Source organism: Acidimicrobiales bacterium (assembly GCA_035316325.1).
In the GTDB taxonomy this organism is placed as follows: Bacteria; Actinomycetota; Acidimicrobiia; order Acidimicrobiales; family VFJN01; genus DASXTK01.
Genome location: DATHJB010000095.1, coordinates 1 through 20,061 on the forward strand (window position 1 = coordinate 1; position 20,061 = coordinate 20,061).

Below are 20,061 nucleotides of genomic sequence, written 5' to 3' on the forward strand. Positions count from 1 at the left end.
CCCCGACGTCGTCCGCTTCGCCTTCGCCTCCTGCCAGAACCGCCAGGACGGCTTCTGGACCGCCCACGCCTACCTGGCCGAGGAGGACGTCGACCTGGTCTTCTTCCTCGGCGACTACATCTACGAGGGACCGCCCGAGGCGGGCTCGCTCCAGCCCTACGCCACCGAGGCGCCCGTCGACCTGCCCGGATACCGGGCCCGCTGGGGCGAGTACAAGGCCGACCCCCTCCTCCGGGCCGCCCACGCCCGCTGCCCGTGGGTGTGCACCTGGGACGACCACGAGGTCGACAACGACTACGCCGGCGCCGTACGCCAGGACACCGATCCCGCCGACGAGACCGCCCGTGCCCGCTTCCTCGAGCAGCGCGCCGCCGCCTACCAGGCCTTCTACGAGCACACGCCGGTGCGCCTGGGCCCACCCGGGCCCGGCAGCGCTGACTTCCGCATCTACCGGTCGCTCGACTGGGGCACGCTGGCCCGTTTCTACGTCCTCGACGGCCGTCAGTACCGCAGCGACCAGGAGTGTGGCGACACGGCGGTCGTCGCCGGCGCCGGGCCGCTGTGCGAGGAGGCCGAGGGCGACGACCGCACCATGCTCGGCGAGGAGCAGGAGGCGTGGCTGGGCGACGAGCTGGCCGACAGTGAGTCCCGCTGGAACGTGCTGGCGCAGCAGACGGTGGTGGCCAACGTCCCCTTCGCCGAGGGCCTCGTGAACCTCGACCAGTGGGACGGCTACCCCGCGGCCCGGGAGCGGCTCCTCCGACAGCTCGACGGCGTGGCGAACCCGGTCGTGATCACCGGCGACATCCACCTGAGCGCGGTCGGCACCGTCGACGTCGAGCCCGGGCAGCCGCTGGCGACCGAGCTGGTGGGGACGTCGATCTCGTCGAGCTTCCCGCTGGCCGACGCCATCGAGTCGTTGGTGGGAGGGCTGCCGAACGTGCAGTACGTCAACGCCCACCAGCGAGGCTACGTGGTGTGCGAGGTGACGCCCGACGAGCTGCGGGCGCAGTACCGACTCGTGTCGACCACCGACGAGGCCGCGGCCGACATCGAGACGGCCGCCACGTGGGTCGTGTCCGACGGCGACCCCACTCCCCGCCCGGCGTAGCGGAGCGGCCGAGGGGTCACGACGCTGGCAGTCGGGTGTTGCGAGTGCCAGCAACTGCCGCCTAGTGTTAGCAGTCGGCAATTGAGAGTGCTAACGCTCCCGGTTGCGCGACAGATCGATCGATCCGACAAGCAAATGCACGCCAACGGAGGCCACGCATGAACCTGCAGCCCCTCGACGACCGCATCGTCGTCAAGCCCGGTGAGAGCGAGGAGACCACTGCGAGCGGTCTCGTCATCCCGGACACCGCCAAGGAGAAGCCCCAGCAGGGCGAGGTCCTGGCCGTGGGCCCGGGCAAGCGTTCCGAGCAGACCGGTGAGATCCTCCCCGTCGACGTCAAGGTCGGCGACACCGTCGTCTACAGCAAGTACGGCGGCACCGAGATCACGGTCGAGAGCGATGACCTGCTCATCCTCTCCGCCCGTGACGTGCTCGCCATCGTGAAGAAGTGATCTGAATGGCCAAGATCCTCAAGTTCGACGAAGAAGCACGCCGTGCCCTCGAGGCCGGCGTCGACAAGCTCGCCAACGCGGTGAAGGTCACGCTCGGCCCCAAGGGCCGCAACGTGGTGCTCGACAAGAAGTGGGGCGCCCCGACCATCACCAACGACGGCGTGTCGATCGCCCGTGAGATCGAGGTGGCCGACCCCTTCGAGAACATGGGCGCCCAGCTCGTGAAGGAAGTCGCCACCAAGACCAACGACGTGGCCGGTGACGGCACCACCACGGCGACGGTGCTGGCCCAGGCGCTCGTGCACGGCGGCCTGCGCAACGTGGCCGCCGGTGCCAGCCCGATGAGCCTCAAGCGCGGCATCGACAAGGCCGTCGAGGCCGCGGTCGACGCCATCAAGGAGCAGTCGAAGGAGATCGACGACCGCTCCGAGATCGCCCAGGTGGCCGCCATCTCCGCCGCCGACCCGGCCATCGGCGAGGTTCTCGCCGACGCCATCGACAAGGTCGGCAAGGACGGTGTCGTCACCGTCGAGGAGTCGAACACCTTCGGCATGGACCTCGACTTCACCGAGGGCATGCAGTTCGACAAGGGCTACCTCTCGCCCTACTTCGTGACCGACGGCGACCGCCAGGAAGCCGTCGTCGAGGATGCCTACATCCTGCTGAACCAGGGGAAGATCTCCTCGGTGCAGGACATGCTGCCGATCCTCGAGAAGGTCATGCAGTCCGGCCGCCCGCTGGTCATCATCGCCGAGGACGTCGAGGGCGAGGCCCTGGCGACCCTGGTGGTGAACAAGATCCGTGGCACCTTCAACAGCGTCGCGGTGAAGGCCCCCGGCTTCGGTGACCGTCGCAAGGCGATGCTCGGCGACATGGCCACCCTCACCGGTGGTCAGGTCATCGCCGAGGAGGTCGGGCTGAAGCTCGACAACATCACCCTCGACCTGCTCGGCAAGGCCAAGAAGGTGATCGTCACCAAGGACAACACGACCATCGTCGATGGTGGTGGCTCCGAGGAGGAGATCGCCGGTCGCATCTCGCAGATCAAGCGCGAGATCGACGACACCGACTCCGACTGGGACCGCGAGAAGCTGCAGGAGCGGCTGGCCAAGCTGTCCGGCGGCGTCGCCGTGGTCAAGGTCGGCGCGGCCACCGAGGTGGAGCTCAAGGAGAAGAAGCACCGCATCGAGGATGCGCTGTCGGCCACCCGTGCGGCCATCGAGGAAGGCATCGTCGCCGGTGGCGGCACCGCCCTCCTGCGCAGCCGTGCGGCCGTGTCGGCCGTGATCGACACGCTCGAAGGCGACGAGGCCACCGGTGCCCGCACCGTGTGGCAGGCGCTGGAGGCGCCGGCTCGGCTCATCGCCGACAACGCCGGCCTCGAAGGTGCGGTCACCGTCCAGCAGGTCGAGCGCGAGACCGGCAACGTCGGCCTCAACGCCCAGACGGGCGAGTTCGAGGACCTGCTCAAGGCCGGTGTCATCGACCCCGCCAAGGTGACGCGGGCGGCGCTGCAGAACGCAGCGTCGATCGCAGGCCTGGTGCTCACCACCGAGGTGCTGGTCGCCGACAAGCCCGAGCCCGCTGCCCCGGCAGGCCCGCCAGGTGGCGGCGACCCCATGGGTGGCATGGGCGGCATGGGAATGATGTAAGCAATACAGCACTGACGAGCCGGGACGACCCTTGCGGCGTCCCGGCTCGCTGCGTTTTGGGGTCAGCCGCCGCTGGTGGCGGCCAGGTCGTCCTCGACGGTCGGCGTGGGATCGTCGGGGCGCTCACGCCAGCCTTCGGGGAGGGTGACCTTCCGTTGGGGGCCGGACGTCTTGCCTCGGGGTTCGGTCTCGGAACCCGGGAGGGGCAACAGGTCGGGGTCGAGGGCGTCGAGCTCCTGGTCCAGCTCGGCGAGGGTCGTCGTGGCCATCAGGCGACGGCGGACGTCGCCGCCGACCGGGTAGCCGTGGAGGTACCAGCCCACGTGCTTGCGGAGGTCGATCAGGGCCAGGGGCTCGGGCAGCCAGTCGGCCAGCAGGTGGGCGTGTCGACTGAGCACCGTCGCCACCGGGCCGAGGGGCGGAGGCCCCGGCGGGGTGCCGCCCGCCGCGGCGACGGCGATGTCGTGGAAGATCCACGGGCGGCCCAGGCAGCCCCGGCCGACCACCACGCCGTCGCAGCCGGTCGACTCCATCATCCGCAGGGCGTCGGCCGGCTGCCAGATGTCGCCGTTGCCGAGGACGGGGATCGACGTCGGGATCTTGGCCCTCAGCTCCGCGATGGCGGACCAGTCGGCGGTGCCGGAGTAGTGCTGGCGGGCGGTGCGGGCGTGGAGGGCGACGGCCGCGGCGCCCTCGTCGGCGGCGATGGGGCCGGCGTCGAGGAATGTCTGGAGGTCGTCGTCGACGCCGATCCGGAGCTTCACCGTGACCGGCACCCGGCCGGCCGACGTCACCGCCGCCCGCACCACCGCGGCGAACAGCGCCCGCCGCACCGGCAACGCGGCGCCGCCTCCCTTGCGCGTCACCTTGGCGACCGGGCAGCCGAAGTTGAGGTCGATGTGGTCGGCGCCCTCGGTGTCGACCAGGAAGCGCACCGCCTCGGCCATCGCCGCGGGATCGGTGCCGTAGAGCTGGATCGACCGCACGGGTTCGTCGTCGGCGAAGCGGGCCATCCGCAGGGTCTTCTCGTTGCGCTCGGCCAGGCCCCGGGCGGTGATCATCTCGCTCACGTACAGGCCGCCGCCGGGCCCGAACGACCGGCACAGGCGCCGGAACGGGGCGTTGGTCACCCCCGCCATGGGCGCCAGCACGACCGGCGGCGACACCTCCAGCGCCCCGATCCGCAGCGCCGGCGGGTCGCTCACGGCTTGGCCCACAGGGACGTGATGGGGATGTCGAGCTGGTGGAGCAGGGTCCGCAGCAGCGGGAGCGACAGGCCCATGACGCCCCCGGGATCGCCGTCCACCCCGGCGACGAAGGGGGCCGAGTAGCCGTCGAGCGTGAAGGCGCCCGCCACCTGGAGGGCCTCGCCGGTGGCCAGGTAGGCCTCCAGCTCGTCGTCGCCCGGGTGGCCGTAGGTCACCGACGTCTCGACCGCGCCGACCACTCGTTGCCCGCTCGCCGTGTCGATCACGCACTGGCCGGTCACCAGCACCCCGGTACGGCCGCGCCAGCTCCGCAGCCACCCCCGGGCCTCGTCGACCGACGACGGCTTGCCCCGCACCGTCGCGTCGATCGAGAGCATCGAGTCGCACCCGATCACCAGGGCGCCGTCGACGTCCCCGGCCACGACCACCGCCTCGGCCTTCCGGGATGCCAGTGCGATGGCGGCGTCGCGCGCCGGGAGCTGGTCGACCCCGTCCTCGTCCACGCCGCTGACCACGACGTCGGGCTCGATGCCGGCGTTGCGCAGCAACATCAGCCGGGCCGGCGAGGCCGACGCGAGCACCACACGACGAGGGGTCACCGGGTTCCCGTCGAGAACGTGGTGATCTTCTCGGGGATCACCCGGACGATGTAGCGCTTGATCTCGTCGGGCTCGGGCGGCGGCTCGCTGCCGAGGTACTTCTGCGACAGCTCCACCGGCAGGCTCTTGGCCTCGTCAACGGTGAGCTCGGCGGTGCCGCGGATGTCGACGGCGTGGTACGGGTTGGCCAGGTCGAACACCGACAGGGCGATCCGGGGGTCGCGCTCCAGGTTGCGGACCTTCCGGCGCTGGGTGGTCGAGGAGAACAGCGCCGTGTCGCCGTCGCGGAGGAACCAGACGACCGACGTGTGCGGGCTGCCGTCGGGGTCCAGGGTGGCGACGGTGGCGAAGTTCTTGCCGTCGAGGAGGCGGCGGACGTCGTCGTCGAACGTGGCGGACATGTCGCCCACGCTACGGCGCACCAGCCGGGGAGCGAGGGCCTAGCCTGGCCGGCGATGGACAAGCCGCCGACCGACCCGCAGAAGCTCCTCGCGTACTGGATGGAGTGGGAGCGCGGCGAGACGACGCCCGGCAAGGTGATGAGCAACCTCAAGACCGCCGGCCTGCGCGAGGTGCTGGAGCACCTGAGCGCGTCGGCGGCGACGGCCGCCGGTGACTGACGGCGACGACGGCGCCGTCGCCGGCGAGACCCCGTCGGACCGCCGGGACGGGCGGGGTGAGTGGCCCGACGGGCTGGTGTCGGCGCGCAAGGCGCTGGAGCTCGGGTTCCCGGGTTGGCCCCAGCCCGGTGAGACGCCGCCGCCCCCACCCGTGCCGGTGCCCTACGGCCGGGGCGGTGCCCAGCGCATCCCCCGCCCCTACACGGCCCGGGCGGGTGGCCCGCCGCCGTGGGCCGACCTCGCCCCGCAGGACCGGCGGCCGTCGCTCGACGACGTGCGTCGGACGCTCGCCACCGTCGGGCCACCACAGCTCTCCGAACGGGCGGGCCAGCCCGAGGCGACGGGGCGTCCCGCCGCCGTGCTGGCGCCCCTCTACGAGCAGGGCGGCAACGCCGTCGTGGTGCTCACCCGCCGCACCTGGGGCCTGTCGACCCACGAGGGCGAGGTCAGCTTCCCGGGTGGTCGGGTGGAGCCGGGGGAGACGCCGGCCGACGGGGCGCTGCGGGAGGCCAAGGAGGAGATCGACCTCGACCCCTCCTCGGTGGAGCTGATCGGCGAGCTCGACCACCTCAACACCCTCACCAGCCAGTCGTACATCGTTCCCTACGTCGGGACGCTGCCGGGCCGGCCGCAGCTGTCGCCCAACCCGGGCGAGGTCGAGGTGGTGCTGCACGTGCCGCTGGCGGAGCTGGCCGATCCGGCCAACTTCCGTGAGGAGATCTGGCCCTTCCCCAACGGCTTCTACCGGTCGCTCTACTTCTTCGAGCTGGTGGGCGACACCGTGTGGGGCATGACCGCGTCGCTGCTGCGCCAGCTGCTGGGCATCGTGACCGGCACCCTCGGCCGGGGCGACCTGGGCCATCCTTGAGCCTTCCGTAGACCCGACGAGCACGAAGGAACTGGACCCGGGATGCGTCTGCTGCTGGTGGCCAAGTCGGCCTGGTCGGGCTCGGGGCCCGACGGACGGGAGTACCCGGCCATCCTGAGCGGGATGACCGTCGGGTTCGTGCGCGGCCTGGTGCGTACGTCGCTCGCCCAGGGCCACGAGCTGACCTACGTGTTCCCGGCCACCGTCGGGCCGTCCGAGGTCACGTTCGTCGACGCCGCCGACCCGCTGCCCGACGGCGTCGTGTCCCGCCCGTTCTGGGACGGGCCGATCGCCAAGTCGGCCATCTCCGCGGCCTCGGTGGAGCTGCTGGCCATCGTCGCCGACGCCTGCGCCCGACCCGAGACCCGCCCCGACGTGGCCGTCTTCGTCTACCCGTTTCCCCTGCTCAGCGTGGCTGCGCCCGTGCTCCGGGCCGCGGGCGTCCCCTACGTCGCCACCTTCCGGGGCGGCGACGCCTACCGCTGGCTCCCGGAGCCGGCGGTAGGGCCCGACGTGTCCCCCAACCAGTCGCTGGTCCGCGACGCCTACCGGGAGCACCTCCGGGCGTGCGCGTCCACCACCGCGGCCTCGGAGTGGCTGGCCGACGTGGCCCGCGAGGCCGGCGTCACGGTGGACGCGATCGTCGGCTCGCCCCCGCCGAGCGACGGCGTCGCCCCCGAGGTGACTGCCGACCGCTCCCGCTGGAAGCAGGAGTACCTGGCCGACGGCTACGTCCCGGTGGGCGGCGAGCCCCTGCGCGCCGACCGGCTGTGGCTGCTGTGGTCGGGCCGGCTGTCCAAGGACAAGCGCCCGGACCTGGCCATCGAGTCCTTCAACCGGGCGGCCACGACGCACGACCGCTGGCAGCTGGTGATCGCCGGCGAGGGCGACCGGTCGCTGCTCCCCGAGAACCTGCCGCCGGGCGTCGGGCACGTGTTCGTGCCGCCCCGCAGCCTTCCCCGGATGCTCCGCGCCGCCGACGCCGCCCTGCACACCGCGGTGCCGGGGAGCTTCATCGACAGCCGCCCGTCGTCGGTGCTCCAGGCCAGCTCGTACGGCCTCCCCTGCATCACCGTGCGGGCCGAGGGCGTGGGCGGCACCGACGAGTGCATCTCGCCCGAGGTGCTCCGCCGGCTGGGCGTCCCCGGTCAGGCCGACGAGGACGCGATCGTCCGAGGCATCGCCGCCAGCGTCGACCAGCTCACCGACGACGCCACCCGCGTCGCCCTGTCGGCCGATGTCGCCGGCTGGGCGAACGAGACCGGGTTGTGGAGCCAGATGGACCGCTTCCTCGAGGTCACCGCCCGGTCGATCGGCGTCACCTGACCTCCTGGCGCGCGGCTTCGCGGCCGAGCGGGCGGGCTACCAGGCAGCGCCGTAGTTGGGGGCTTCCTTGGTGATGGCGATGTCGTGGGGGTGCGACTCCCGCAGGCCGGCGCCGGTGATGCGCACGAACTGGCCGCGGTCCCGCAGGTCGGTGAGCGTGGCGGCGCCGCAGTAGCCCATCGCCATCCGCAGGCCGCCCACCAGCTGGTAGATCACGTTCGACACCGGGCCCTTGTAGGCGACCCGACCCTCGATCCCCTCAGGGACCAGCTTGTCGGTGTCGACCACGTCGCCCTGGAAGTAGCGGTCCTTCGAGTACGACCGGCCCTTCATGGCGCCCATCGAGCCCATGCCCCGGTACTCCTTGAAGCGCTCGCCCTGGTGGAGCACCACCTCGCCCGGCGACTCGTCGACACCGGCGAGCAAGGAGCCCAGCATCACCGTGTGCGCCCCGGCGGCCAGGGCCTTGGCGACATCGCCCGAGTAGTGCACGCCGCCGTCGGCGATCACATTGACGCCGTGGCGGGCCGCGGCGACCGCGCAGTCGTAGATGGCGGTGATCTGGGGGACGCCGACCCCGGCGACCACCCGCGTGGTGCAGATCGACCCCGGCCCGATGCCGGTCTTGATGGCGTCGGCACCCGCGCCCACGAGGGCGTCGACCGCCTCGCCGGTGGCCACGTTGCCGGCGATCACGTCGACCTCGAAGGCGCCCTTCACCTGCTTGACCACGTCGATCACGCCCAGGCTGTGGCCGTGGGCGGTGTCGACCACCAGCACGTCGACCCCGGCCACGACCAGCCGCTCGGCCCGCTCCAGCGCGTCGGGCCCGACGCCGACCGCGGCGCCCACCATGAGGCGGCCCTGGCTGTCGTGCGTGGAGTGGGGATGGTCGGTCTTCTTCTTGATGTCCTTGACGGTGATGAGGCCCTTGAGGTGGCCCTCGGCGTCGACGATCGGCAGCTTCTCGATGCGGTGCTGCCACAGGATGTCCTTGGCCTGCTCCAGCGTGGTGCCCAGCGGCGCGGTGACCAGCGGCGGGCGGCGCATCACGTTGGCGATCACCTGGTGCACGTCCTCGATGAAGCGCAGGTCGCGGTTGGTGAGCAGCCCGACGAGGCGGCCCTCGCCGTCGGTGATCGGCACGCCGGAGATGTGGTAGCGCTCCATGATCGACAGGGCGTCGGTGACGAACGCGTCGGCCGGCAGCGTGACCGGGTCGACGATCATCCCGGACTGGCTGCGCTTCACCTTGTCGACCTCGGCCACCTGGTCGTCGATCGACAGGTTGCGGTGGACGATGCCGATCCCGCCCGCCCGGGCGAGCGCGACGGCGAGGGGGGCTTCGGTGACGGTGTCCATCGCCGCGGAGACGATGGGGATCGCCAGCTCGATCGAGGGCGTGAGGGTGGTCCGGGTGGAGACCTCGGACGGGAGGACCGACGATTCGGCCGGGACGAGGAGCACGTCGTCGAACGTGAGGCCCTCTTTGGCGAACTTGGGGGGGAGCGATTCGCCGTGCGCTGACTCGGGGAAGGGACGAGGAGGCGCTGCCATGGATGAAGTGTAATGGGCCTCTCCCCGGCTCCGAGGCCACCTGGCGTGACCGTTTACACTCGGTTGCTCCTGTACGTGCCTTTGCCGTGGTGGCGGAAGGTTGGTGGCCGCAAATGGCCGAGGTCGAGATCGGAATGGGCAAGTCGGCTCGCCGCGCCTACTCGTTGAGCGAGGTCACGATCATCCCCAGCCGCCGCACCCGCGACGCCGAGGACGTCGACGTGTCGTGGGAGATCGACGCCTACCACTTCGACCTGCCGATCCTGGCCTCGCCGTGCGACAGCGTCACGTCGCCGGCCACCGCCGTCCAGCTCGGTGAGCTGGGTGCAGGCGGCGTCCTCCACCTGGAGGGGCTGTGGACCCGCTACGACGACCCCGGTCCGCTGTACGACGAGATCGCCGCGCTGCCCGACGAGGTCGCCACCCGCCGCCTGCAGGAGATCTACGCGCAGCCGATCCAGCCGGACCTGGTGAGCCAGCGCATCGACGACATCAAGGCCGCCGGCGTGACGTGCGCGGTCGCGGTCACTCCCCATCGCACGCTGGAGCTGTCGGAGGCGGTGCTGCGGGCCGAGCCCGACCTGCTGGTGATCCAGGCGACGGTGGTGTCGGCCGAGCACGTGTCGTCGCGCACCGCCGACGCCCTCAACCTGAAGGACTTCATCCGCCACTACGAGATCCCGGTGGTGGTGGGTGGCTGCACGTCGTACCAGTCGGCGCTGCACCTCATGCGCACCGGCGCCGCCGGGGTGCTGGTGGGCACCGGCTCGGGGGTGGCGTCGTCGATCCGTGACGTGCTGGGCGCGGGGATGCCGCTGGCCACCGCGCTGGCCGACGCCCGGGCGGCCCGCATGCGGCACCTCGACGAGACCGGCGTGTACGTCCACGTGATCGCCGACGGCGGCATGACCACCGGTGGTGACATCGCCAAGGCGGTGGTGTGCGGGGCGGATGCGGTGATGATCGGCACGCCGCTGGCCGCCGCCCACGAGGCGCCCGGCAAGGGCTGGCACTGGGGCATGAGCGCGGTGCACGCCACGCTGCCCCGCGGCCCCCGGGTCGCTGTCGAACAACGGGGCTCGTTCGAGGAGATCCTCGTCGGCCCCTCCCACGATCCCGACGGAGGGCTCAACTTGATCGGTGCGCTACGGCGGGCGATGGCGATGTGCGGGTACGAGAAGCTGAAGGAGCTGCAGAAGGCCGACCTCGCGGTGACGGGGGACCGGCGATGAGCGGCGCCGACGTGGCCGATGTGGCCGGCGCGGCCGGCGTGGTCGACGCCACCGAGGACGCCTGCCTGGTCGTCGACTTCGGCGCCCAGTACGCCCAGCTCATCGCCCGCCGGGTGCGGGAGGCGAACGTCTACTCCGAGCTGGTGCCGTCGTCGATCACCGCCGCCGAGGTGGCGGCCCGGAAGCCACGGGCGCTGATCCTGTCGGGCGGCCCCAAGTCGGTGCACGTGGAGGGGGCGCCCAGCCTCGACCCGGGCATCTACGACCTGGGCATCCCGATCCTGGGCATCTGCTACGGCGCTCAGCTCGTGGCCCAGCAGCTGGGCGGCGAGGTCGCCCGGGGCGGTCGGGGCGAGTACGGCCGCACGATCCTGCACGTGGCCGACGACGTCGTCGACGGCTCGGGGCTCCTGGCCGCACAGCCGACCGACCAGACCGTGTGGATGAGCCACTTCGACGCCATCACCCAGGTGCCGCCCGGGTTCACGGCCACGGCGTTCACCGCCGACGCCCCGGTCGCCGCCATGGAGTCGGCCGAACGGCGCATCTGGGGCGTGCAGTACCACCCCGAGGTGTCGCACACCCCGCACGGCCAGGACGTCATCCGGCGGTTCCTGCACGACCTCGCCGGCATCGGCGCCGGCTGGACGATGAGCTCCATCATCGAGCAGCAGGTCGCCGCGGTGCGGGCCCAGGTAGGCGAGGGGCGGGTGATCTGCGCGCTGTCGGGCGGGGTCGACTCGGCCGTCGCCGCGGCACTGGTGCACAAGGCCGTCGGACCGCAGCTGACCTGCGTGTTCGTCGACCACGGGCTGCTGCGCAAGAACGAGGCCGAGCAGGTCGTCGAGACGTTCCAGCGCCACCAGAAGATCGAGCTGATCCACGTCCGGGCCGCCGACCGCTACTTCGAGCGCCTGGCAGGGGTCACCGATCCCGAGGACAAGCGCAAGATCGTCGGCGAGCTGTTCATCCGCATCTTCGAGGAGCACGCCGGCGGCCTGGAGGACGCGAAGTACCTGGTGCAGGGCACCCTGTACCCCGACGTGATCGAGTCGGGCGGGCGCGACGGGGCATCCACCATCAAGAGCCACCACAACGTCGGCGGCCTGCCCGACGACATGACCATGGAGCTGGTCGAGCCGCTGCGCAACCTGTTCAAGGACGAGGTGCGGCGGGTCGGCGAGGAGCTGGGGCTGCCCGAGGAGATCGTGTGGCGCCAACCGTTCCCGGGACCGGGGCTGTCGGTGCGGATCATCGGCGAGGTCACCCCCGACAAGGTGGCCATGCTCCAGGAGGCCGACGCCATCGTGCGGGAGGAGCTGCGCACGGCGGGCCTGGAGCGGGAGATCTGGCAGGCGTTCGCGGTGCTGCCCGACATCCGCTCGGTGGGGGTGATGGGCGACGAGCGCACCTACGCGCACCCCATCATCATCCGGGCCGTGACCAGCGAGGACGCGATGACCGCCGACTGGGCCAAGCTGCCCTACGAGCTGCTGGAGTCGATGTCGAACCGGATCATCGGCGAGGTCGCGGGCATCAACCGGGTCGCCTACGACATCACCTCCAAGCCCCCCGGCACCATCGAGTGGGAGTAGCGGCGCTCGGCTAGCTTCCCGGCCATGTCGTTGGGGGACTACGCAGAGGGCACGTTCACGCACGACGGCAAGACCCGCCGGGTGTTCCGGCGGGGCGACGGGCCGGCGGTGGTGGTCCTGGCGGAGATGCCGGGCATCACGCCCGGTGTGCTCGGGTTCGCCGACCGGGTGGTCGAGATCGGGTGCACCGCGGTGCTGCCGCACCTGTTCGGCGAGCCGGGGGCGCCGGGCTCGGTGCGGGGCGGGCTGACGGCGGTCGGGTTCGGCTGCGTGTCGCGGGAGTTCGCCACCTGGACGACCGGGCGCACGTCACCGGTCGCCGGGTGGCTGCGGGCACTGGGCGCTGCCGAGCACGAGCGCTGCGGCGGGCCGGGCATCGGCGCGGTGGGCATGTGCTTCACCGGCGGGTTCGCCCTGGCGATGATGGTCGACGAGCGGCTGCTGGCGCCGGTGCTGAGCCAGCCGTCGCTGCCGTTCCCGCTGTCGAAGCGCCATCGCCGTGACCTGGGGATCTCGGCCTCGGATCTGGCTCGGGTGAAGGAGCGGGCAGCGGCCGGCGTCGACGTGCTGGGGCTGCGCTTCACGTGCGACCGGCTGGCGCCGGGCGAGCGGTTCGAGCGCCTGCGGGAGGAGCTGGGCGACGCCTTCGTGGGGGTCGAGATCGACTCCTCGCCGGGCAACCCGCACGGACTCGCCAAGTCGTCGCACTCGGTGCTGACCGAGCACCTGGTCGACGAGCCGGGCCACCCGACGCGGGACGCGCTCGACCAGGTCCTCGACCTGTTCCGCCGTCGCCTGCTGTCACCTGCCGCCTAGACCCAGGGGACTCAGGCGAGGGGACGGCCGAAGGGCTTCTCCTTGGTCCACGTGGCCAGGAACTCCTCGGCGCGGACGGCAGCGGCCAGCCACATCCCCGTGCCGTGCTCGGCCAGCGCGACCGTGGCCTCCCGGACGCGTTGGACGGGGTCGCCCTGGGCCACATCGTGGGTGGCCAGCAGGGGCGCCGCCGTGGAGAGGAAGTCGGGGATGACGATCCGGTCGGCCCGGCTCAGGATGGCGAGCGCCCGGGCCGTGACCGGGACCGGCGTGAGGGGCACGACGACCCGCGCCTGCACGACCTCGGCGGTGGGGTGGTCGAGGACGCCCGCCTTGCCGGCGACGAAGAGCACGTCGCAGGCGGCGTCGAAGCGGCTGTCGACCAGGGTGGTGTCGGCGGCCTTGAGTTCGTCGGTGACGGCGTCGACCACCGGGCCGGAGCCGACGACGGCCGCCGTGCGCCAATCGAGTGGGCCGCCCACCTTGGCGGCGGCGATCGCCCCGGCGGCCAGCAGCGCGGCGTCGGGTTCGGTGCCGCCGAGCGGGGCGACGTCGTCGGCCGTGGTGCCCAGGCCGGGTGCCAGGTGCAGCTTCCCCGACTCGGCGAGGGGCCGGACCTCGTCGACGAAGGCCGCCCACGCCTGGTCACGGTCGTCGGGCTTGGCGTTCACGGCGGCGGAAGCACCGGCGGCCGAAGCGACGCCGAACGAGGCGAACATGTAGGTCACCGTGCGGGCGAGGAGGACGGCGCCGTCCTGCAGCACCTTCGGGGCCACCCGGACGACGCCCGCCGCGGTGGTCGCCTCCTCGATGTCCCAGACGACGAACCCGTCGGTCGATGACAGCCGCTGCACCTTCACGGCGGCGATTCTCACCCACCTCGTCGCCGCCTGCACAACCAAGGGCTCCGACGCCACCCTTCACCGTCATATGGGCCACTTACCATGGGGACCACTCATGGCCCCCTCCTCCGACTCCTCCTCGCTGCTCGACGGGTTGAACCCGGTCCAACGCGACGCCGTCGCGCACAGCGACGGCCCCCTGCTCGTGGTCGCCGGGGCCGGCTCCGGCAAGACCCGCGTGCTCACGCACCGCATCGCCCACCTGATCCGCGACCGGGGGGTGAGCCCCTTCGAGATCCTGGCGATCACGTTCACCAACAAGGCCGCCGACGAGATGAAGCACCGGGTGCAGGCGCTGATCGGGCCGGTGGCGCAGAAGATGTGGGTGTCCACGTTCCACTCGGCCTGCGTGCGGATCCTGCGGCGCGACGCCGACCTCCTCGGCTTCCCGAAGCAGTTCACGATCTACGACCAGGCCGATGCCACCCGCCTGGTCGGCTACGTGATCCGCGACCTGAGCCTCGACACGAAGCGGTTCCCGTCGCGGTCGATCCACCACGCCATCAGCGCCGCCAAGAACGACGCGCTCGACCCCGAGGCCTACGCCGCCGCGGCGCAGACCATCTTCGAGCGCAAGATCGCCGACATCTTCCGCGAGTACCAGGCCCGCCTGGCCCGGGCCGGCGCCATGGACTTCGACGACCTCCTCGCCCAGGCCCTGCGCCTCCTGCGTGAGAACCCCGACGTCCTCGACCACTACCGCCAGCGCTTCCGCTACGTCCTCGTCGACGAGTACCAGGACACCAACAAGGTCCAGAACGACCTCGTCATCCTCCTCACCTCCGAACACAGAAACATCTGCGTCGTCGGTGACCAGGACCAGTCGATCTACGCCTTTCGAGGTGCGGACATGCGGAACATCGTGGAGTTCGAGGATGCGTTCCCGGATACGACCGTGGTGCTGCTGGAGCAGAACTACCGGTCGACGCAGACCATCCTGGATGCCGCCAACGCCGTCATCGCCAACAACATGTCGCGGAAGCCGAAGGACCTGTGGACCGAGGTGGGCGACGGCGACCCGATCGTCCGCTACCGGGCCGACGACGAGGTCGACGAGGCCCAGTGGGTGTCCCGGGAGATCTCCCGCCTCCACGACGAGACCGAGCTGAGCTGGGGCGACATCGCCGTCTTCTACCGGACGAACGCCCAGAGCCGCGTGCTGGAAGAGCACCTGATGCGGGTCGGCATCCCCTACAAGGTCATCGGCGGCACCCGCTTCTACGACCGGCGCGAGATCAAGGACGCCATCGCCTACCTGCGGGCGGTGATCAACCCCACCGACGAGGTGTCGGTCAAGCGCATCCTCAACGAGCCGAAGCGGGGGATCGGCGCCACGTCGGTCGGCAAGCTCGACGCCTGGGCCACCGCCCACGGGTCCTCCTTCATGGACGCCCTGCGCCGGGCCGACGACGCCGGCGTGTCGGGCAAGGCGATCCGCGGCATCGAGGCCTTCCTGGCGGTGCTCGACGGGGTGGGCGACCTGGTCGCCGGCAGCCCCGGCCCGCTGCTGGAGGCCCTGCTGGAGCGGTCGGGCTACTCGGAGGCGCTCGACGTGGAGCGCACGGTCGAGTCGGAGGGCCGGCTCGAGAACCTGGCCGAGCTGGTCGGCGCCGCCGCCGACTTCGCCACCGTCGACGAGTTCCTCGAGCAGATCAGCCTGGTCAGCGACGCCGACCAGCTCGACGACGACCCGTCCTACGTCGTCCTCATGACGCTGCACGCCGCCAAGGGCCTGGAGTTCCCGGCGGTGTTCCTCATCGGGATGGAGGACGGCGTCTTCCCCCACCTGCGGTCGCTCACCGAGCCCGACCAGCTCGAGGAGGAGCGCCGCCTCGCCTACGTGGGCATCACCCGGGCCCGGAAGCGGCTCTACCTCAGCCACGCCTGGAGCCGCACCCTGTTCGGCGGCACGCAGTACAACGCCGCCAGCCGCTTCATCGACGAGATCCCGGCCCGCCTGGTGCACGACATCGACGGCAACCGCCGGGCATCGCGGCGCAGCAGCCGCGAGTCGTCGGGCTACGGGTCGGGGTCGGGGTCGGGCACCCGGGTCGGGGCCGGCCGCGAGCGGATCGTCGAGGGAGCGCTGCGGGCCCGGGTCCCCAGCCGCAGCGGCGCCGAGACGATGGGCCTCAAGATCGGCGACGACGTGCGCCACAACACCTTCGGGGAGGGGGTGATCCTGGGGCTGACCGGCGACGGCGACAAGACCGAGGCCGTCGTCCGCTTCCGCGACGCCGGCGAGAAGCACCTCCTCCTGTCGTGGGCCCCCCTCGAGAAGATCTAACGCTCGGGGGGTTCGACGAACTCGAGGTGGGCCGGGTCGGGGAGGAGCCACTTGCCGCCCCAGGTGAAGCCCCAGCGGCGGAAGACGTCGACCAGGCGGGGGTCCTGCACGGACTCCCGGCCGGTGGGGTTGGCGTCGTAGTTGACGTCGAGCGCCACGCCCCAGGCATGACGGGACATGTCGCTGCCCGGCACCACCAGCCGGGGGTTCCAGCAGCCGGCGAACCCCGCCGGGTCGACCAGCGCGGCCAGCCCGGAGTCGGCGATCTCGGTCAGGGCCCCCTCGATGGCGTCGACGACCGCCCGGTGGCAGCGCATCCGCCCGAGGATGGGCATGTCGCGGCTCACCAGGTTCTCCGACTGCCAGGCCGGGTCCTGCTCGAACTCCCGCTCGCCCGGCGCCGGCGGCTTGTAGGCGAACTCCCCGAACCGCTCCTTGATGCGCACCTGGGGCAGCACGGCGTCACCCTGCCGCAGGTACGGCGTCTCGCCGAGTCCCCGGAACCGCACCGGCACGTCGGCCGGCAGGGCCGCCCGCAGCGCCGCCTCGACGGTCGCCCGGTCGCTGTCGTGGGCCACCAGCAGGTAGCGGGGCGTGACCACCCCGATCTCGACGCCGGTGGCCTGGTCGACCGCCAGCTCGGCGGCACCGATGGTGGCGTCCTCCACGATCCCGCTGACCACCAGCTTGTGGCCGCCGGTCAGCTCGACGGTGCCGCCCACGTCGAGGCGCCGCAGCGCCGCCGACGACCGGCCCAGCAGCGCCTGTCCCGGCCCGAGCGTCGCCACGGCGTCGCGGTCGGCGACCGAGGCCAGCTGGGCGTGGGCGGCCGGGTCGACGGCGATGGTCTCGAGCGGGATCGACCAGCCGGGATCGACGTCGTCGACGGTGCCGCCGTCGCTGTCGTGGCTGGCGACGAGGTCGGTCAGGTGGGACGCCACCTCGGACACCACCTGCACCTCGGGGAGCTCACGCGCCACGCCCGTGAGCCGCGTGTCGAGCTGGCGGGTGGTCCACGCCAGCAGCACGTCGGCCGACGACTCGGGGACCGGTGCGATCCTGGCCGGCACGGTGGAGGTCGTCGACGGCCGGGTGGTCTCCGGCGACGACGGCGAGCCCTGCGTCGCCACGACCACCAGCACGCCGACGAGCGCCCCGCCGATCCCGGCGCCGAAGAGTCCGAACAGCTTCTGCATGGCGTACCGGGTCAGGGCGTCTTCAGGGTGGCGGCGATGTCGAGGAGCTCGGTGAGCGACAGGGACGGGCTCGTCAGGCTGAGCGACGCCCCCCGCTCCGACCACTCCAGCAGCGACTGCTCGGCGCTGTAGCGGCCCGGCTGGCCCCGCACCTCGACGCCGAGCGTGTCGTCGCTGGGTGGTGGCAGCTCGGGCAGGGCGCTCTGGGTGAGGACGAAGCCCCGGTCGCCCGGTCCGGCGTAGACCTGCGTGACCGTGTCGTCGACGCCCGACGCCAGCCGCACCGCGGGCATGCCGAAGCCGGTGAGAGCCCTGGCCGACAGCAGCCGCGGCATCCGGGTGGCGGCCCGGGCCAGCGTGGTGGCGTTCGACTCGCGCCAGCCCTCGGGGGTGGCGACGCCGCGCACGCCGAGGCTGCCGGCCAGCTCCAGCAGCTGGTCGGTGGGCACGCTGCCGGTGACGACCAGGTCGACGTCGTCGGTGTGGACGGCGACCTTGTGGCCGTCGGCGCTGAGGTAGCCACGCCCGCCGGTCATCCCCAGGTCGACCGTGCGCACGGCCGCTCCCAGCCCGCCGAACAGGTGCCCGCCCGTCCAGTCGCGGGTGGCCTCGACCTTCACCCAGGCCCGCCCGTCGGTCCACGACCGCACCTCGACGGTGGGCCCTTCGGCGGTCTGCGACGTGCCCGACCGGGACGGCCGGTAGGTCGCCGGGAGGGCCACCGGCACCGGGACGGCCGGCGCGTCCCCGGTCTCGAAGCCCTCGTCGGTCTGGCTCAGCTCGGGGTTGCCGGCGTAGAAGTAGGTCGCCGTGGACGAGGGCGCCGGGGTGTCGTCGTTGATGCGCACGTCGCTGGTCGAGAACGCCAGGATGCGGTCGCCGGGCTCGTCGTCGTAGGCCTGCATCGTCGCCCAGCGCTCGCGCTCGGGGCCGTCGCCGGCGTAGACCACCAGCTCCAGCGGCACGAGGTCGTCGGCGTCGAGCCACATCTCCACGGGGTCGGTGGGGTAGACGGCCCGCAGGTCGTCGGCGGGCGACAGCTGCTCGACGAACCGCGCGACCTGGGCGGCGGTGACGCCCACGCCGATGGCCGGGCGGCCGGCGATGGTGCGCTCACCCAGCGACGGGGGTGTCCCCGCCAGGCTGAAGCTCTCGACGGGCGCCACCAGCTCCATCGGGACGGGCGCGGCCTCGGAGAACGGCGCCCGGCCGGTGACCGCCCGCACCACCCGGGTCGCTCCGTCCGGGCAGGCGGCCCGCCCGGGCGTCGGCGTGCAGCCCCGCACGGAGTCGAGCATCCAGCGGTCGCCGGTCACGCTGAGGGCCACGTCGCCGTCGCCGGGAGCGCCGCTGCCCCGCACCCCGTCCCGCGACCGGGCGCTCTCCTCGAGCGTGAGCTGGAGGTCCTCGGGGCCGCCGTAGCGCAGCTCGCCGGTGAAGACCCGCTCCCCGGCGCGGTCGGGGCGGCCGTACTCGGTGAGCCGGATGTCGGCGGCCAGCGAGGTGACCTCGCTCTGCACCGCGGCGACGCGCTCGGGCAGGTCGGCGGCCGCTCTCGTGTCGGACCCGTCGCCGAAGCCGACGAACGTGGCGCCGGCCAGGAAGCCGATCGCCGCCGCGGCGCTGACCGCGCCCCGCCCGGCCCACAGCGCCGCCACCGGCCACATGAACCGGTCGTCCTGCGTCCCGTCGGCCCGGCGTCGCTCGACCGGCACCGGGGGCGGCGTCGGGATGGCGCGGATCTTCCGGAGCACGGCGTCGACCACGTCGGGCGCGGCATCGACCGGCTCGACCCGCAGCTGGGTCCGCAGCCCGAGCACCATGTCCTCGAAGCCGGTGCAGGCGTCGCAGCCGGACAGGTGGGACAGCGTGGCCTCGGCGTCGACGTTGCCGTCCTCGCCGTCGGCCGCCAGCGACACGGTGCGGCGCGCCTCGTCGCAGCGCAGGCCGTCAGCCCTCACCGGTCGACCCCTTCCGGGGCTCGTTCCGGCGGGAGCGATGGAGCTGGCCGGCCTGCGCCCACTCGTGCAGGCGTTCCCGGGCGTGGTGCACCCGGCTCTTCACGGTGCCGGCGGGGATGCCCAGCACCTCGGCCGCCTCCCGGTAGCGCAGCCCGAAGACCTCCACCAGCAGCAGCGCCGCCCGCTGGTCGTCGGGCAGGCAGTCGAGGGCCAGCTGCAGCTCCACCGCCACGTCGGGCGGGGGGACGTGCGTGTGCCGCCGGCTGAGCAGGTCGTGGAGCTTCGACTGGCGCTGCCGCTTGCGCAGCTCGTCGATCCCGGCGTTGCGGGCGATCTGGAACACCCAGGTGGAGAACTTGGCCTCGAAGGTGAACGTCGACAGCCGGGTGTAGACGCGCACGAACGTCTCCTGGGTGACGTCCTCGGCCAGGGCGTCGTCGCCCAGCAGGCGCCGGAGGAAGCGCCAGACGTGCTGCTGGTGGGCGCGCACCAGCTGCGCGAACGCCTCCTGGTCGCCTGCCGCGGCTGCCCGTATGAGCCCCGGATCCGTCTCCTGCACCCGCCCTGCCCCTGCTGCCACGTGTGTCGACTGGGTGCGCCGGCCACCTCACAGGCGCACCACCCGTCCCGGCCATCGTGGTGGTCCCGACGCCGGCTGTCCACCCGAACCGTCCGAGCC

The 20,061-nt window shown here is 72.3% G+C and carries 18 protein-coding genes; 10 read left to right on the top strand and 8 right to left on the bottom strand.

The window, feature by feature from the left end; all coding sequences use genetic code 11:
* The 3 genes from VK611_13450 to groL all read left to right on the top strand — a co-directional run.
* Positions 1–1,111: alkaline phosphatase D family protein (locus tag VK611_13450; protein ID HMG42337.1), on the top strand; the 1,111-nt coding region annotated here is incomplete at its 5' end.
* A 158-nt stretch (positions 1,112–1,269) separates the two neighbouring features.
* Positions 1,270–1,563, top strand: a complete 294-nt coding sequence (gene groES / locus VK611_13455; GenBank protein HMG42338.1) for a co-chaperone GroES — start codon at positions 1,270–1,272, stop codon at positions 1,561–1,563.
* A 5-nt stretch (positions 1,564–1,568) separates the two neighbouring features.
* Complete coding sequence (gene groL, locus VK611_13460) at positions 1,569–3,215, top strand: chaperonin GroEL (protein HMG42339.1); 1,647 nt, start codon at positions 1,569–1,571, stop codon at positions 3,213–3,215.
* 62 nt (positions 3,216–3,277) lie between these two features.
* On the opposite strand, the gene dusB is transcribed toward groL, so the two are convergent.
* Genes dusB through VK611_13475 form a run of 3 tightly spaced genes read right to left on the bottom strand, consistent with a single transcriptional unit; the run spans position 3,278 to position 5,423 of the window.
* Positions 3,278–4,420 (bottom strand): tRNA dihydrouridine synthase DusB, encoded by a 1,143-nt coding sequence (gene dusB, locus VK611_13465; GenBank protein HMG42340.1) that lies wholly within the window; start codon positions 4,418–4,420, stop codon positions 3,278–3,280.
* Positions 4,417–5,022, bottom strand: a complete 606-nt coding sequence (locus tag VK611_13470; protein HMG42341.1) for a Maf family protein — start codon at positions 5,020–5,022, stop codon at positions 4,417–4,419. The genes dusB and VK611_13470 overlap by 4 nt, the downstream gene beginning before the upstream one ends.
* Positions 5,019–5,423, bottom strand: coding sequence for a PPOX class F420-dependent oxidoreductase (locus tag VK611_13475; protein HMG42342.1), 405 nt, complete (start codon positions 5,421–5,423; stop codon positions 5,019–5,021). Before VK611_13475 ends, VK611_13470 begins: the two co-directional genes overlap by 4 nt.
* A 54-nt stretch (positions 5,424–5,477) precedes the next feature.
* Here VK611_13475 and VK611_13480 point away from each other — a divergent pair, with 54 nt between their 5' ends.
* The 3 genes from VK611_13480 to VK611_13490 are packed head-to-tail and all read left to right on the top strand — an operon-like array spanning position 5,478 to position 7,836.
* Positions 5,478–5,642, top strand: coding sequence for a hypothetical protein (locus VK611_13480; GenBank protein ID HMG42343.1), 165 nt, complete (start codon positions 5,478–5,480; stop codon positions 5,640–5,642).
* The gene (locus VK611_13485; GenBank protein HMG42344.1) at positions 5,635–6,510 is read left to right on the top strand and encodes a CoA pyrophosphatase; all 876 of its coding nucleotides are present in this window, start codon (positions 5,635–5,637) and stop codon (positions 6,508–6,510) included. Before VK611_13480 ends, VK611_13485 begins: the two co-directional genes overlap by 8 nt.
* A 42-nt stretch (positions 6,511–6,552) precedes the next feature.
* Positions 6,553–7,836, top strand: coding sequence for a glycosyltransferase family 4 protein (locus VK611_13490; protein HMG42345.1), 1,284 nt, complete (start codon positions 6,553–6,555; stop codon positions 7,834–7,836).
* Between the two features lie 36 nt (positions 7,837–7,872).
* On the opposite strand, the gene guaB is transcribed toward VK611_13490, so the two are convergent.
* The gene (guaB, locus tag VK611_13495) at positions 7,873–9,393 is read right to left on the bottom strand and encodes an IMP dehydrogenase (protein HMG42346.1); all 1,521 of its coding nucleotides are present in this window, start codon (positions 9,391–9,393) and stop codon (positions 7,873–7,875) included.
* 113 nt (positions 9,394–9,506) lie between these two features.
* Between guaB and VK611_13500 the strand changes: the two genes are divergently transcribed.
* The 3 genes from VK611_13500 to VK611_13510 are packed head-to-tail and all read left to right on the top strand — an operon-like array spanning position 9,507 to position 13,036.
* Positions 9,507–10,625, top strand: a complete 1,119-nt coding sequence (locus tag VK611_13500) for a GuaB3 family IMP dehydrogenase-related protein (protein ID HMG42347.1) — start codon at positions 9,507–9,509, stop codon at positions 10,623–10,625.
* Positions 10,622–12,220 carry a glutamine-hydrolyzing GMP synthase gene (guaA, locus tag VK611_13505; GenBank protein HMG42348.1) on the top strand — a complete coding sequence of 533 codons (1,599 nt, stop codon included), beginning with the start codon at positions 10,622–10,624 and terminating at the stop codon, positions 12,218–12,220. The genes VK611_13500 and guaA overlap by 4 nt, the downstream gene beginning before the upstream one ends.
* A gap of 24 nt (positions 12,221–12,244) precedes the next feature.
* The gene (locus tag VK611_13510) at positions 12,245–13,036 is read left to right on the top strand and encodes a dienelactone hydrolase family protein (protein ID HMG42349.1); all 792 of its coding nucleotides are present in this window, start codon (positions 12,245–12,247) and stop codon (positions 13,034–13,036) included.
* 11 nt (positions 13,037–13,047) lie between these two features.
* On the opposite strand, the gene VK611_13515 is transcribed toward VK611_13510, so the two are convergent.
* On the bottom strand, positions 13,048–13,896 hold the full coding sequence (locus tag VK611_13515; protein HMG42350.1) for a hypothetical protein: 849 nt from the start codon (positions 13,894–13,896) through the stop codon (positions 13,048–13,050).
* 97 nt (positions 13,897–13,993) lie between these two features.
* Between VK611_13515 and pcrA the strand changes: the two genes are divergently transcribed.
* The gene (gene pcrA / locus VK611_13520; GenBank protein HMG42351.1) at positions 13,994–16,225 is read left to right on the top strand and encodes a DNA helicase PcrA; all 2,232 of its coding nucleotides are present in this window, start codon (positions 13,994–13,996) and stop codon (positions 16,223–16,225) included.
* Here pcrA and VK611_13525 read toward each other — a convergent pair.
* Genes VK611_13525 through VK611_13535 form a run of 3 tightly spaced genes read right to left on the bottom strand, consistent with a single transcriptional unit; the run spans position 16,222 to position 19,962 of the window.
* Positions 16,222–17,421 (bottom strand): M15 family metallopeptidase, encoded by a 1,200-nt coding sequence (locus VK611_13525; protein ID HMG42352.1) that lies wholly within the window; start codon positions 17,419–17,421, stop codon positions 16,222–16,224. The genes pcrA and VK611_13525 overlap by 4 nt on opposite strands.
* An 11-nt stretch (positions 17,422–17,432) precedes the next feature.
* Positions 17,433–19,382, bottom strand: a complete 1,950-nt coding sequence (locus tag VK611_13530; GenBank protein HMG42353.1) for a hypothetical protein — start codon at positions 19,380–19,382, stop codon at positions 17,433–17,435.
* Positions 19,372–19,962 carry a sigma-70 family RNA polymerase sigma factor gene (locus tag VK611_13535; GenBank protein ID HMG42354.1) on the bottom strand — a complete coding sequence of 197 codons (591 nt, stop codon included), beginning with the start codon at positions 19,960–19,962 and terminating at the stop codon, positions 19,372–19,374. Before VK611_13535 ends, VK611_13530 begins: the two co-directional genes overlap by 11 nt.
* Between the last annotated feature and the right edge of the window lie 99 nt (positions 19,963–20,061).

Coding starts and splice junctions, on each gene's coding strand:
- VK611_13510 (HMG42349.1), top strand. CDS start 12,245: ATGTCGTTGGGGGACTACGCAGAGGGCACGTTCACGCACGACGGCAAG.
- VK611_13480 (HMG42343.1), top strand. CDS start 5,478: ATGGACAAGCCGCCGACCGACCCGCAGAAGCTCCTCGCGTACTGGATG.
- groL (HMG42339.1), top strand. CDS start 1,569: ATGGCCAAGATCCTCAAGTTCGACGAAGAAGCACGCCGTGCCCTCGAG.
- guaB (HMG42346.1), bottom strand. CDS start 9,393: ATGGCAGCGCCTCCTCGTCCCTTCCCCGAGTCAGCGCACGGCGAATCG.
- VK611_13525 (HMG42352.1), bottom strand. CDS start 17,421: ATGCAGAAGCTGTTCGGACTCTTCGGCGCCGGGATCGGCGGGGCGCTC.
- VK611_13490 (HMG42345.1), top strand. CDS start 6,553: ATGCGTCTGCTGCTGGTGGCCAAGTCGGCCTGGTCGGGCTCGGGGCCC.
- pcrA (HMG42351.1), top strand. CDS start 13,994: ATGGCCCCCTCCTCCGACTCCTCCTCGCTGCTCGACGGGTTGAACCCG.
- VK611_13500 (HMG42347.1), top strand. CDS start 9,507: ATGGCCGAGGTCGAGATCGGAATGGGCAAGTCGGCTCGCCGCGCCTAC.
- guaA (HMG42348.1), top strand. CDS start 10,622: ATGAGCGGCGCCGACGTGGCCGATGTGGCCGGCGCGGCCGGCGTGGTC.
- VK611_13475 (HMG42342.1), bottom strand. CDS start 5,423: ATGTCCGCCACGTTCGACGACGACGTCCGCCGCCTCCTCGACGGCAAG.
- groES (HMG42338.1), top strand. CDS start 1,270: ATGAACCTGCAGCCCCTCGACGACCGCATCGTCGTCAAGCCCGGTGAG.